Annotated in this window: 14 protein-coding genes, 1 tRNA gene and 1 pseudogene; 11 read left to right on the forward strand and 5 right to left on the reverse strand. The window is 65.5% G+C overall.

What is annotated here, in order from left to right:
* The first annotated feature begins 57 nt into the window (after positions 1-57).
* From EO245_RS04525 to EO245_RS04540, 4 genes are all read left to right on the forward strand, one after another.
* Positions 58-783 carry a hypothetical protein gene (locus tag EO245_RS04525; protein WP_128891812.1) on the forward strand — a complete coding sequence of 242 codons (726 nt, stop codon included), beginning with the start codon at positions 58-60 and terminating at the stop codon, positions 781-783.
* A 66-nt stretch (positions 784-849) separates the two neighbouring features.
* Complete coding sequence (locus EO245_RS04530; protein ID WP_128891813.1) at positions 850-1,887, forward strand: mannose-1-phosphate guanylyltransferase; 1,038 nt, start codon at positions 850-852, stop codon at positions 1,885-1,887.
* Positions 1,884-2,678, forward strand: coding sequence for a class I mannose-6-phosphate isomerase (locus EO245_RS04535; protein WP_128891814.1), 795 nt, complete (start codon positions 1,884-1,886; stop codon positions 2,676-2,678). The genes EO245_RS04530 and EO245_RS04535 overlap by 4 nt, the downstream gene beginning before the upstream one ends.
* 74 nt (positions 2,679-2,752) lie before the next feature.
* The gene (locus tag EO245_RS04540) at positions 2,753-3,193 is read left to right on the forward strand and encodes a DUF2721 domain-containing protein (RefSeq protein ID WP_128891815.1); all 441 of its coding nucleotides are present in this window, start codon (positions 2,753-2,755) and stop codon (positions 3,191-3,193) included.
* Here the strand turns inward: EO245_RS04540 and EO245_RS04545 are convergent.
* Genes EO245_RS04545 through EO245_RS04555 form a run of 3 tightly spaced genes read right to left on the reverse strand, consistent with a single transcriptional unit; the run spans position 3,190 to position 5,464 of the window.
* Entirely contained in the window at positions 3,190-3,501 is a 312-nt protein-coding gene (locus EO245_RS04545) for a polyhydroxyalkanoic acid system family protein (RefSeq protein ID WP_128891816.1), read from the reverse strand. The genes EO245_RS04540 and EO245_RS04545 overlap by 4 nt on opposite strands.
* On the reverse strand, positions 3,501-4,250 hold the full coding sequence (locus tag EO245_RS04550; RefSeq protein WP_128891817.1) for a hypothetical protein: 750 nt from the start codon (positions 4,248-4,250) through the stop codon (positions 3,501-3,503). Before EO245_RS04550 ends, EO245_RS04545 begins: the two co-directional genes overlap by 1 nt.
* Positions 4,250-5,464 (reverse strand): toxic anion resistance protein, encoded by a 1,215-nt coding sequence (locus EO245_RS04555; protein ID WP_128891818.1) that lies wholly within the window; start codon positions 5,462-5,464, stop codon positions 4,250-4,252. The genes EO245_RS04550 and EO245_RS04555 overlap by 1 nt, the downstream gene beginning before the upstream one ends.
* Positions 5,465-5,627: 163 nt before the next feature.
* Between EO245_RS04555 and EO245_RS04560 the strand changes: the two genes are divergently transcribed.
* Complete coding sequence (locus EO245_RS04560; RefSeq protein WP_128891819.1) at positions 5,628-7,157, forward strand: TIGR00341 family protein; 1,530 nt, start codon at positions 5,628-5,630, stop codon at positions 7,155-7,157.
* Positions 7,158-7,165: 8 nt separating this feature from the next.
* Here the strand turns inward: EO245_RS04560 and EO245_RS04565 are convergent, their stop codons facing one another.
* Entirely contained in the window at positions 7,166-8,905 is a 1,740-nt protein-coding gene (locus EO245_RS04565) for a fatty acyl-AMP ligase (protein WP_128891820.1), read from the reverse strand.
* Between the two features lie 268 nt (positions 8,906-9,173).
* On the opposite strand from EO245_RS04565, the gene EO245_RS04570 reads away from it, so the two are divergent.
* The 4 genes and pseudogenes from EO245_RS04570 to EO245_RS13505 all read left to right on the forward strand — a co-directional run.
* Positions 9,174-9,608: a regulatory protein RecX gene (locus tag EO245_RS04570; RefSeq protein WP_370246175.1), complete on the forward strand. Its 435-nt coding sequence runs from the start codon at positions 9,174-9,176 to the stop codon at positions 9,606-9,608.
* Positions 9,609-9,613: 5 nt separating this feature from the next.
* Positions 9,614-10,120 carry a DUF192 domain-containing protein gene (locus EO245_RS04575; protein WP_128891821.1) on the forward strand — a complete coding sequence of 169 codons (507 nt, stop codon included), beginning with the start codon at positions 9,614-9,616 and terminating at the stop codon, positions 10,118-10,120.
* A gap of 47 nt (positions 10,121-10,167) precedes the next feature.
* Positions 10,168-10,563: an NADH:ubiquinone oxidoreductase subunit NDUFA12 gene (locus tag EO245_RS04580; protein ID WP_128891822.1), complete on the forward strand. Its 396-nt coding sequence runs from the start codon at positions 10,168-10,170 to the stop codon at positions 10,561-10,563.
* A gap of 176 nt (positions 10,564-10,739) precedes the next feature.
* Positions 10,740-10,976 (forward strand): annotated as a pseudogene (locus EO245_RS13505) (DUF2155 domain-containing protein); the annotation flags it as partial.
* A gap of 35 nt (positions 10,977-11,011) precedes the next feature.
* Here the strand turns inward: EO245_RS13505 and aat are convergent.
* Positions 11,012-11,797 carry a leucyl/phenylalanyl-tRNA--protein transferase gene (aat, locus tag EO245_RS04590; protein ID WP_234026959.1) on the reverse strand — a complete coding sequence of 262 codons (786 nt, stop codon included), beginning with the start codon at positions 11,795-11,797 and terminating at the stop codon, positions 11,012-11,014.
* A gap of 74 nt (positions 11,798-11,871) precedes the next feature.
* Between aat and EO245_RS04595 the strand changes: the two genes are divergently transcribed.
* Together EO245_RS04595 and EO245_RS13365 are read left to right on the forward strand one after the other, a co-directional pair.
* Positions 11,872-11,947, forward strand: a tRNA-Trp gene (locus EO245_RS04595).
* Positions 11,948-12,064: 117 nt separating this feature from the next.
* On the forward strand, positions 12,065-12,214 hold the full coding sequence (locus tag EO245_RS13365; RefSeq protein ID WP_164931262.1) for a hypothetical protein: 150 nt from the start codon (positions 12,065-12,067) through the stop codon (positions 12,212-12,214).
* Positions 12,215-12,254 lie beyond the last annotated feature (40 nt).

Genomic DNA, 12,254 nt, shown 5'->3' on the forward strand with positions numbered 1-12,254 from the left:
AGTTTCGGTGCCTCGGGAAATTGCAGCCGGGCACCTAGGGAGAAGCGCGTAGATTCAATGGTTTCCGGCGAAGGATATGCCAACCAGCGGCGCAAGCCGCGCATCGGCACGATCGTGCTGATCGTCCTGCTGCATATCGCGGCGATCTATGGGCTCGCGCGCGCTTTCGCGCCCGGTGCCGTGCAGACGGTCGAGCAGTCGGTCGTCGAGGCCTTCACCGTTACCGTGACCACCCGCGAATACGAGGAACCGCCCGAGCCCGAACCGGATGAAGGCGCGGCGGGCGATCCCGGTGAACGTGCGACCCCGAAACCGGTCACCGCGCCCACGCCCAAGGTCCCGCTGGAGCGTAATACGCCGGTTCCCCGCGCATCCTCGACCGGCGATGCAAACCGCTCCGGCGCACGCGAGAGCGGCGATGGTACCGGCGCGAGCGGACCGGGCGAGGGCACCGGTAGCGGGCGCGGAGGGGGCGGGCCGGGCGGCGGGATCGCGGTCAAGCCGTCGGTCGCTTCGGGCGAACTCAACACCGCCTCGGACTTTCCCGTTCCCGAAGGCGGCAGGGCAACGCGCTTCGGCAAGTCGGTCACCGTGGTCTTTACCGTCACGACCGACGGGCGCGCGCGCGATTGCTCAATTGCACGCAGCAGCGTCGATGCGGCAACCACTGCGCAAGTGTGCCCGCTGGTGCTGCAGAAGATCCGCTTCAACCCTGCTCGCACGGCCGACGGGACACCGGTCGAGGCACGCTACGGATACCGGGTGGATTTTCGCGAGCGCTAGGCGGATAATCGGGTGAACGATCAAGGGTAACGCAATGGCAAGGCTGTTGCGCTATGGCGGGAGGCTATGGGCTCGAGCATCCATCCGGTGATCCTGTGCGGCGGGAGCGGCACGCGGCTGTGGCCGCGTAGCCGTGCATCGCGCCCGAAGCCTTTCCTGCCGCTGGTCGGACATCGGACCTTGTTCGAGCAATCGCTCGACCGGGTGGCCAATCGCTCGGTCTTCGCTGCTCCGACGATCGTTGCAGGCAAGGCGCACCGCGAGCTCGTGCGCGAGCAATCGGGCGACGTCGAAGGCCTTGCCATGATCGAGGAGCCTTTCGGTCGTAACACCGCGCCCGCCATAGCGCTGGCAGCGCACCGTGCGGGCGAGGATGCCATCCTGCTGGTTTGCCCGAGCGACCATCACATCGCCGACGCGCCCGCGTTCGCGGCGGCAGCCGAAACCGCCGCCGCGCTGGCAGGCGAGGGCTGGCTGGTCGCATTCGGTATCGAGCCGACCCGGCCCGAGACTGGTTACGGCTACATCAAGCGCGGCGAGAATATCGGCGGCGGTTTCGCCATCGAACGCTTCGTCGAGAAGCCCGACGCCGCGCGTGCCGAGCAATTTCTCGCCGACGGCGGCTACAGCTGGAACGGGGGCATTTTCTGCTTCCGCGCCGGCACCTACCTCGAAGAACTGGCCCGACAGCGCCCCGATATGGCTGCTGCGGTCGAACGCTCCGTAGCTGGCGGCCAAGAGGCAGACGGCATCTTCCATCCCGACGCCGAAGCATTCGCTGCGATCGAAGGCGAGTCCATCGACTACGCCGTCATGGAAGGAACCGAACGGGCAGCGATGGTCCCCGTTTCGATGGGCTGGTCCGACATCGGCAACTGGCAGGCCCTGCGCGAAGCGCTCGACGCGGATGCGAATGGCAATGTCACGCGCGGCCGCAGCGAACTGGTCGATTGCCGCAACGTGATGGTCCAGTCCGACGGTCCGCGCGTTTCGGCCATCGGGATCGAGGATATCATCATCGTCGTCGACGGCGACGAGGTGCTGGTGACGACGGCCGACGGCGCGCAGGCGGTCGGCAAGCTTGCCGGGGCGAGCGGACAATGAGCGCCTGGCATCGTCTTCCGACCCGCGAGGTCGAAAAGGTGTGGGGCCGGCGGAACCTGCCGCAGCCTTTCGCTGCTGGTGCGGGCCAGCGTATCGGCGAGATCTGGTTCGAGCCGCTGCCACCCTGCGAAGGGCTGCTCGCCAAATATCTCTTCACCAGCGAAAAACTCTCGGTCCAGGTGCATCCCGGCGATGCCGATGCGCCCGAGGGGATGAGCGGCAAGGAAGAATGCTGGCTGGTTCTCGATGCCAAGCCGGGCGCGAAACTCGCCGTCGGCTTCGAGCGCGAGGTCGACCGGGAAACCATGCGCGCCGCCGCACTCGACGGGTCGATTGAAGGCATGCTGAGCTGGTTCGAGGTGAAGCGCGGCGATTTCTTCTACATCCCCGCCGGTACGGTTCATGCGATCGGGCCTGGTATCAGCCTCGTCGAAATCCAGCAGAACAGCGACATCACCTATCGCCTGTTCGATTACGGTCGCCCGCGCGAGTTGCATCTCGATGCAGCGCTCGCCGTGGCGGAGGGCTGTCCGCACGATGCGAGCCTTCGCTCGAAGCTGGACTTCGGGCAGTCGCGGCGCCTCGTCGATGGTCCCAAATTCAGCCTCGACTACGTCGTCGGCGGCGATGCGCCCGGCATTGCCGGACCATGCCTGGTCATGCCGCTGGCCGGTTCGGTCGCTGTCGGTTCGCAGGTGGTCGAGGCGGGCGATTGCGCGGCGCTCGACGACTTTGCCGATGCGGTCCTTGCGCCCGGCGCGAGTGCATTGGTCGCTGCCAGCCTCGCCTGACTTCGCGCCCCTTGCGTGAGGGGCGGCAAGCTCCCAAGTACGCGCGCATCCGACCTGCCAGTGGAGCCTGCGCCGTGATCGCCGAAACAATCCAGCTCGCCCTCGCGCCCGTCTTCCTGATGGTCGCCATCGCCAGCATCCTTAACATGCTCACCGTGCGCCTCGGCAGGGTGGTCGACCGCTCGCGCCAGCTTCAATCGCGGCACGGCGAGACCGAGGGCATGGCGCATGACCAGATCGTCGCCGAAATGCGCATCGTCGCGCGGCGGATCGACAGCATCAACCGGGCGATGCTGGTGCTGGTCCTGAGTGCAATGCTGATTGGGCTGACGGTGGTGGCACTGTTCTTCGACGCGCTGCTCGGCATCGAGCTGGCGATGGTCGCATCGGCGATCTTCGTCGCCGCGATCGCGCTGATGATGGCCGGGCTGTTCCTGTTCCTGCGCGAGACGCGCGAAGCCTCGGCTGCGCTGCGAATCCCGAAGACTTTCCTAGAACTCGACCGCGACCTCTAGTCGTCCTTGGGCGCCTCGAGCATCTTGGTGCCTTGTTCGCGGAAGCCCTTGGCGATGATCGGCTCGACGAAGCTCAGCATCATCGGCAGGTCGACTTCGAAAACCATTTGGTTGTCCTCGACATCGACGTGGCCCTGGATCGACTGACCCATCGCGCCGACCACGAGAGCCAGCCGGTCTTCGCTCACCCAGTCGCTTTCGACCGTCGCGCCGGGGAAGGGGATGTGATCGGTAATCTCGCCCGTGCGTTCACGCAGGCGGCGGCGGACTTCCTCGCGCGGCAGGCTGTGCGGGACCGCGACGCGCATTATTCTTTCTCCGTCGAGGTATTTTCGCCTTCGCCGTAGCGATAGTCGAGATAGCGGTGCTTGATCGCGAGGTCGTCGAGCGAACCTTCGGCGAGCTGCCGGGTCACGCTGTCGATTTCCCTGCTGATCTTCTGCAGGCTGTCGGTCAGCTGCTCGTCCGGAGTTGCACCGGCGCGCTTTTCGCCGCGCAGGTGGGCCGGGATCTTCTGGTAGCTGTCGACCGTCTCGGGCAGCACTTCGCCGACCAGCTTGCGCACCTCGCGAACAGCCGGGTGGTCCTGCGGCACGGTTTCGAGTTGGAGGCCAAGCGCATCGAGCTGCACGCCCATGTCGCTGATCACGTTCGCTGCGGGCGGCGGCAGGGCGGGGCGCTGGTGCTCGAGCCAGAGCTCGGTCCGGCCGACCATCTGGCGCGTATCGCCCTTGTTGATGTCGGAACGCGTCGGGACCTTCATGCGCGGGAAGGCACTGAAGGCGAAGACCGCCGCGACGATCGCGAAGAGCGTCATCAGCACGCCCCAGAAGCCGATCCCGTTGAGGATCAGGCCCGCAACGCTGGTCGCCGCGAGGATGCCGACGACCGCGATGGCGATGCGGGTCAGCTTGGCGACCATGTGCTTCATCTTGAGGTCGGCCGAGCCGCGCCCGATCGAGCCGGTGCGGCGATGTCGCCCGCCCGCGCGATTGTCGTCGCGCAGGGCCCTGCTTTCCTGGATGATGCGGTCGCTGTCTTTGGTCAGGTCGTTCATCAGCCTTCGATCGACAGGAGGGAGGATTCGCTGATCTGCTTGCTCGCCTGCGACTGGCCTTCGGCGCGGGCGATATAGCCCTTCGACTTCTCGACCTCACCGGACAGCGCTTCGACCGTCTGCTTCATCGAATCGAGCGCGCGCAGCTTGAACTCGTCGACCTCGTCCATCGTGTCGTAGATGTTCTGGAAAGCGCGCTGCAACGTCTCGAGCGGAATGGTGCTCGCCGCGGCCTGCTCGTGGATCTTGCCGGTCTGGTCGCGCAGCATCTGGCTGGTGGAATCGATGATGCCGGCCGTCGTGTCGTTGAGCGCGGTGATCTGCTGCAGGACGAGGCGCTGGTTGGTCATCGCCTCGCTGACGGTCACCGCCGTGCGCAGCGCGCCGACGGTCGTGGTGCTCGCACGGTCGACGCCCTTCACGAGCTCGACATTGTTCTTCTTGACGAGATCGAGTGCGAGATAGCCCTGCACGCTGACAGCCATCTGGGTCAGCAGGTCCTGCGTGCGCTGGCGGACGTAGAACAGCGCGGTTTCGCGCACCGCCTTGGCTTTCGCCGGATCGGTCGCATCGAGTTCGGCGGCTTTCTCTTCCAGCTTGGCATCGAGCGTCTTGGAGATGTGGATCATCTGCTCAAGATTGCCCATCGCTTCCCACAGCTTGGCGCGTTCGACATCGATCGCGGCATTGTCCATCAGCAGCTCGTCCTTGCCGTTGCCGAGCTTGTTGAGGATTTCCTGGATGTGGGTCTGCGCGCTCTGGTAGCTGCGGAAGTAGTTGTTCAGCCGGTTGCCGAACGGGATGATGCCGAGGAACTTGCGCGGGCCGGTGATCTTGCCGCGCTTCGACGGATCGAGGTCCTCGACCACGCGGCGCAGTTCGGAAAGGTTCGCACCGACGCCCTCGTCCTTGTCCATCGCGCGGATGGGGCGATCGAGGAAGCGGTTGGAATGGCCGGCAGCAGCCGCGATTTCCTTGCGGCCCATATTGGTCAGCTGGTCGACCTTCTTGCCGAATTCGGGCGAATTGGCGTCTTCGGCAACGAGATCTTCGACGAAACCGTCGACTTTCTCTTCCAGCTTGCTCTTCACCTCTTCGGACACCGGCACGAGACCCGCGGCCTTTTCCGGCGCGACGGTCGGAACCGGATCGGGCGGGGTCAGGTCGAAAGCGGTATCGGTTTCCGTCTTGGTGGTGGTGTTGGTGCTGGCCATCGTGTGCTCAATCTCCCGGCGGGACCATCCCGCTCCTGCTCGTTACTGTATTAGGTGCATAAGACACAAAAAACAAGCATTGCGCCCCCTTAAGCGCTGCGAGTCTCCGCTTTTTTTGTCGCTTGGCAAGCGCTAAAGCCCTCTCATCGAAGTTCGGGAGGCTATGATTTCGACGGACCAACCTGCAGCGCCGACCACGGTCGCACCCAATCGCTGGGCGTTCCTGCGCGTGGTCGTGAGCCTGCGCCTGTGGTGGCGTGAATCGGTCATCGGCACGGTCGACCAGCCCGCGGTCATCGAGAAGCGGCGCGAGGAATGCCTGCTCTCGGCGCGCTACCTGTTCATGACCGCCATGTCGGGCGGCATCGCCATCCTCGGCCTGCTGTTGTCGTCGCCGGCGGTGGTGATCGGCGCAATGCTTCTTTCGCCGCTAATGGGGCCGATCATCGGCCTCGGCTTCGCTCTGGCTGTGGGCGACTACCACTGGTTGAGGCAGGCAGCGGTTTCGCTCGCCTATGGCTCGATCATGGCCATCGCATTGTGCGCGCTGATCGTCTTCTTCTCGCCGCTCCAGACCGTGACCGAGGAAATCGCCTCGCGAACCCGGCCCAATCTGTTCGACCTGCTGGTCGCGATATTCTCCGCGCTTGCCGGTGCCTATGCGATGATCCGCGGGCGCGAGGGCACGATCGTCGGCGTGGCGATCGCGACCGCCTTGATGCCGCCGCTCGCCGTGGTCGGCTTCGGCCTGGCGACTTTCAACTGGACGGTCTTTTCCGGCGCGCTGCTGCTCTACATCACCAACCTTCTCGCGATCGCGCTCACCTCGTGGGCGATGGCGCGCTTCTACGGCTTCCGCTCGACGTTGTCGGAGCGCCAGACGCAGTTCCAGAACTTCAGCGTCATCGCGGTCTTTATCGCGCTCGCCATCCCGCTCGGCTTCTCGCTGCGCTCGATCGCGTGGGAAGCCAATGCACAGCGCATCATCCGCTCCGAGGTGATGGACCCGTTCGACGGGCGAGCGCGCATGTCGGATTTCCAGATCGCCTGGGAATCGGAGCCAATCGGCGTGTCCGCAACGGTCCTGACGCCCGTGCTGATCGAGAACGCCGAATCCCAGATCGCCTACGACCTCGAAGAGCAGCTCGGCCGTCCGGTCTCGCTGATCCTCACCCAGTACCAGGTCGGTACCAGCGCGAGCGCCGCCGAACAGGCGCAGCTCGCCGCGGCCCGCGCGCAGGAAGAGGCCGCAGCCGCCCGGGCCGACGAGCTTGCCGAACGCGTCGCGCTTATCGGCGGGGTCGAGCCGAAGGACGTGATCGTCGATCGCCAGCGTCGCCGCGTGATGGTGCGCGCTCGCGCCCTGCCGGGGGCGAGCCTTGCGACCTATGCGGAACTCGAGCGGCGCATCTCGGCGACCGAACCCGACTGGCAGGTCAATCTCGTCCCGCCGGTCGCCCGCATTCCGGCCTTCTCCTACGATGGTGAGGAATTCACCGAGGCCGAGGAAACCGCACTGACGCTCGCCGCATGGGCATCGGCGCGCAACGGCATGGGCCTCCGGGTCATCGGCCGCGGAGACGATCTGGAAAAGGTGCGCGCCGCCCTCGCCGAGAAGGGCGCAACCGATATCGTCGTCGTGGATCAGCGCGGACCCGTCCGGCTCGAATGGGTCGCGCCGGACGGTAGCTAGCTAGCCGGTCAGGCCGCTTCCATCAGCGGCAGCGGCTGGATCTCGCCTGCAAGGTAGAGGCGCTTGGCCTTGGCGCGGCTGAGCTTGCCCGACGAGGTGCGCGGCAGCGTGCGCGGCGGGACTAGCTCGACCACGCAGTTCATGCCGGTGACCGAGCGGACCTTGTCCTTGATCTGCTCGTGCAGGCGGACGCGTTCTTCCGGATCGGAAACGCGGCAATGCACCAGCACGGCAGGCGCTTCCTCGCCATTCTCGGTTTCGACCGAGAATGCGGCGATGTCGCCGTGGTTGAAGCCGGCAAGCTGCTCGACCGCCCACTCGATATCCTGCGGCCAGTGGTTCTTGCCGTTGATGATGATCATGTCCTTCGCGCGGCCGACGATGAACAGATAGCCATTGGCCATGTAGCCCATGTCGCCCGTGTCGAGCCAGCCGTCGACGAGGCATTCGTCGGTCGCTTCCTCGTTGCGGAAGTAGGAGTGCATGACGCTGGTCCCGCGGCACCAGACCTTGCCGATCTGGTGATCGCCCTTGACCTGGCCCTTCTCGCCGCGGATTTCGACGTCCATGCCGGGGATCGGCTTGCCGCAATTGACGATCGCGCGGTAGCGTGCCGGGCGCGACAGGTCGGCACGAGTGCCCGACAGGCGCTCTTCCTCAATGAGGTCGACCTGGATCCCTTCGCCCGGAGGCATGACGGTGACTGCGAGCGTCGCTTCGGCAAGGCCGTAGGAAGGGGTGAAGGCGCTGGCCTTGAAGCCCGCATCGGCAAAGGCGTTGACGAAGCTCTGCATGACGTCGGGTCGGATCATGTCCGCGCCGTTGCCAGCAATGCGCCAGCGCGACAGGTCGAACCGGTCGCCGACGTGGCTCTGGCTCGAGATGCGGCGGGCGCAGATGTCGTAGCCGAATGTCGGCGAATAGCTGAGCGTCGTGCCCTTGTTTCGGCTGATCAGGTCGAGCCATGCGAGCGGACGGCGCGCGAAATGCTCGGTCTTGATGTAGTCGATCGAGGCTTGGTTCGCGACGACCGACAGGAAGCAGCCGACGAGGCCCATGTCGTGGTACCACGGCAGCCAGCTGACCACGCGGTCGTTGGCGCGGAAGTCCATCGAGACCGAGTGACCCTGCAAATTGTGCAGCAGCGCTTCGTGCGTGACGGCGACGCCGGTCGGGAAGCGGGTCGAGCCGGAGGAATACTGCAGGTAGCAGATGTCTTCCGGGCTCGCCTCGGGCAGGTCGACATCGGGCGCCTCGCGCTCGGCGAAGCTTGCCCAGTCGATCCCTTCGCAGCCCTGGCGATCGGCGGCGGCCTTGGCCATTTCCGCAATCTCGGGCGGGTAGATCAGAACCTTGGGGTCCGAGCTTTCGAGCTGGACCGCGAGCTGGTCGATATAGCCTTCCTTGCCGCCGAAGCCGGTCGGCAGCGGCAGCGGTACCGGCCAGGCGCCCGCATAGACGCAGGCGCAGAACATGGCGGCGAATTCGGGGCAGGTTTCGGCGATGAGGGCGACGCGGTCGTCCTTGCCGATCCCCGAGGCCACCAGCCTGCGCGCCATGACCAGCGCATCGTCGCGCATCTGGCTGTAAGGGTACACGCGCTCCAGCGTTCCGCGCATGTCGTGAAAGTTCATGCCCTTTTCGCTGCGGGCGGCATATTCGATAGCTTCGTTGAAAGTCGCAAAATCGGACCTGCGACGCGGCAGGTCGCAATCATTCGGCGTCGGCGTGAGTGCGGCGTCGGTCATGATGTGTGTGGTAGGAACCCGTCCCTCTGGCGCGTGTTTTCGCGCCTGTGTTAATCCCCATCGACGGCGATTTTTCCGCCATCTTGTCTTCAAACTTTCCCATTTCATAAGGACTGTGGCACGAATATGGCCGATGGATGAGGTCGAACGCTCCCGACGGTCGCGCAATCGTATTCGCAAGCCCTTGAATCGCCAGCGTTTCGAGGATCTTGCGCTCTCCTATGTTGCAAGATTTTCCACCACTGCCGCCAAATTGGAGCGGTATTTGTTGAGAAAACTGCACGAAAGGGGCTGGGAAGACGAGGGCGAGCCGGGTGTTCCGGCCCTGGTCGAACGCTATGTCGAGCTCGGTTATGTCGATGACGAGCAGTTCGCCCGCAGCAAGGCCGGATCGCTCCTGCGGCGCGGGTATGGCGCGCGGCGGATCGGCGAGAGCCTGCGCGAGGCGGGCATCGGGGAGGCTATCCGCGAGCAGATGCAGCCGGACGAAGCACAGCGGCGCGAAGCGGTCGTCGCGCTGGTCCGCCGCCGCCGTTTCGGGCCCTTCTACCGCGAGGAGCTTGCACCCGACCGGCGCGAGAAACAGCTCGCGGCAATCGTGCGTGCCGGGCATTCCTTCGACCACGCACGTTTCGCCGTCGATGCGGGCAGCGAACAAGTGCTTGAAGAATGGTTGGAAGAGGCGCGCGAGGAACTAGAGTGAGCGCCATGAATACAATCATCCGATTCGCTGCCGGAGCTTTCGCGCTCGGCCTTATCGCCTGCTCGCCGCAGCAGGCTGCGGAAACCGCGCCGACCGAGGCGGCAGAGGCCAGCGTCCATCCGGTCTCGGGCCTGCAAATCGTCCCGCTGACGGTGACGAGCGGCGATACGGTGCATCGCTTCGACGTCGAAGTTGCCGCGACTTTCGAGGAGCAGCGCCAGGGGCTGATGTTCCGAACAGAACTGGGTCCGAACGAAGGGATGATCTTCCCGCGCAATCCGCCCGATCTCGCGAGTTTCTGGATGCGCAATACCCCGCTACCGCTCGACATTATCTTCGTCGGCACGGACGGCCGGATCATGAATATCGCGGCCGAAACGGTCCCCTATTCGCTCGAATCGGTTGCCGCCGAAGGGTTGACCAGCCTCGTGCTCGAAATCCCCGGCGGACGCGCTGCCGAACTGGGAATCGGGCCGGGCGACCTCGTCGAATACGAAGCCCCGGCCAATTAGCGTTTTGACGCTTGGCCAGCGGCGCGCATTGGGCTAATCGCGCGGCCATGAGTTTCCTCGGCAAGATCTTCACCTGGTGGAACGGCGCCACCATCGGCACCATGCTCTACAGCTGGCGCAAGGGCGAGCACGTCGGCACCGACGCGCAGGGCAACAAGTACTACCGCTCCAAGCCCAAGAAGGGCGAGCGTGAGCGTCGCTGGGTGATCTACGACGGCGCGAACGACGCCAGCCGCGTGCCGGCCGAATGGCATGGCTGGCTGCACGGCTCGTTCGACGACGTGCCGGAAAGCCACCTGCCGCCGCCCAAGATCTGGGAAGTCGACTACACGCCGAACGCGACCGGCACCGCGGATGCATACCGTCCGCAAGGTGCTCTCGAGCGCGGCGGCAAGCGTGCCCGCGCAGTGGGCGACTACGAAGCCTGGTCGCCGGACGCTTGAGCATGCACCGGGCGTCCCTGCGCCTGCTGACGGCTGCGACCGGTGCGCTGGCACTGGCGGCTTGCGGCAGCCAGTCGCCGCCCCCGGCCGATGCGCCGGAAACGGATATTCCCGAAGAGCTCCAGTCGGGCGCCGCGCCCGACCAGCCCGCTGCCGAAGCGGGCCTTGGCACGCCGATGGAAGAGCGGGTCGCGACGCTCGGCCTGCTCAACAAGCGCAACAACCTCACCGAAGACATCGAACTGCGCCCCGGCGAATCGCGCCGCATCGGCGATGTCATCATCCGCCTGTCGGCCTGCGAACGCACTGCGCCGTGGGAGATGCCGCAGGAAACCGGCGCGTTCGTCCAGGTCGTCGTGCGCGACAAGGTCGAGGACGAATGGCGGCGGATTTTCTCGGGCTGGATGTTCAAGCGCTCGCCGTCGCTGAACGTGGTCGAGCACCCGATCTACGACGTCTGGGTCAAGGACTGCGCAATGAGCTTCCCGGGCGAGGAAGACCCGTCGCCTTCGCGCCCCGCGCCGACCTCCGCGCCTGCGCCCGCAGCGGCTCCGTCGCCTGCGGCCTCGCCCAGCGAAGCGGCTTCCGACACCAACGAGGCGTAAGCTTCCGGCAGGCTCATGGCAGGCTTGCCGCCCGCTGCCGCCAGCCTTTCCAGATAGGCCTCCTGCGCGATCTCGATTGCGCCAAGCGAGGCGAGATGTTCGGTCATGAACTGGCAGTCGAGCAGCCGGTACCCGGCGCGCCGCATCAGCGCGACGAGCCAGGCGAGTGCGACCTTGCTGGCATTGTCCGCCCGGCTGAACATGCTCTCGCCGCAGAACACCTGGTCGAAGGCGACGCCGTAGAGCCCGCCGACAAGCTCTTCCCCTTCCCAGCATTCGATCGAATGCGCATGGCCGACCTCGTGCAGCTGGCGATAGCTCGCCGCGATGCGGTAGCTGATCCAGCTTTCCGGGTGCCCTTCGCGCGGCGCGGCGCACAGGCTGACGACATCGGTGAAGGCGCGATCGATCGTCACCCGGTAGGTGTCGCGGCGCAGCACCTTGCGCAGCGTCTTCGAGCAGCGGAATCCCTCGAGCGGCAGGATGGCCCTGTCGCGCGGTTCGACCCAGAAGATTTCCGGGTCGTCGCGCCCGTCCGACATCGGGAAGATGCCGCTGCGATAGGCGAGCAGGAGCGTCTCCGGCGGGATCAGGGGGAAGGGCGAGCCGTGCATGTCGCCTGTCCGCATACAAGAGTGCGCTGCACCGGCCTAGAGGCGCTTGCAAAGCGCGCGCGCCCGCTCTAGAGGCAGCGCTCCCGTGCAGGGGTGTAGCTCAGCTGGTAGAGCATCGGTCTCCAAAACCGAGGGCCACGGGTTCGAATCCTGTCACCCCTGCCATTTTCTCCCATTTCGATTTCCCGTCACCGGCCCCGCGATGCGCGGCCGGGAACCTGCGCGGCATTTCAGGCGTTTGGCGTGCTGGATGGAGGAAGAATCGAAATGGAGGCAAAGCCCATGTCGAGTATGTCTTTCCGTAGCAGCCGCCCGGACCGCTGGGTGGAACCGCGCCAGAGCATGGACCCGACGCAGCGCATGATGCGCCACGGTCCGGTCCAGCCGATGCACAAGCCGAGCTTCTTCGCCCGGCTCCTCGGCCTCGACTGACGCGGCAACAACGCCAAAACGAAAAGGGCCGGTCGCGCTG

The sequence above is a fragment of the Erythrobacter sp. HKB08 genome (genome assembly GCF_004114695.1).
Classification (GTDB): domain Bacteria; phylum Pseudomonadota; class Alphaproteobacteria; order Sphingomonadales; family Sphingomonadaceae; genus Parerythrobacter_A.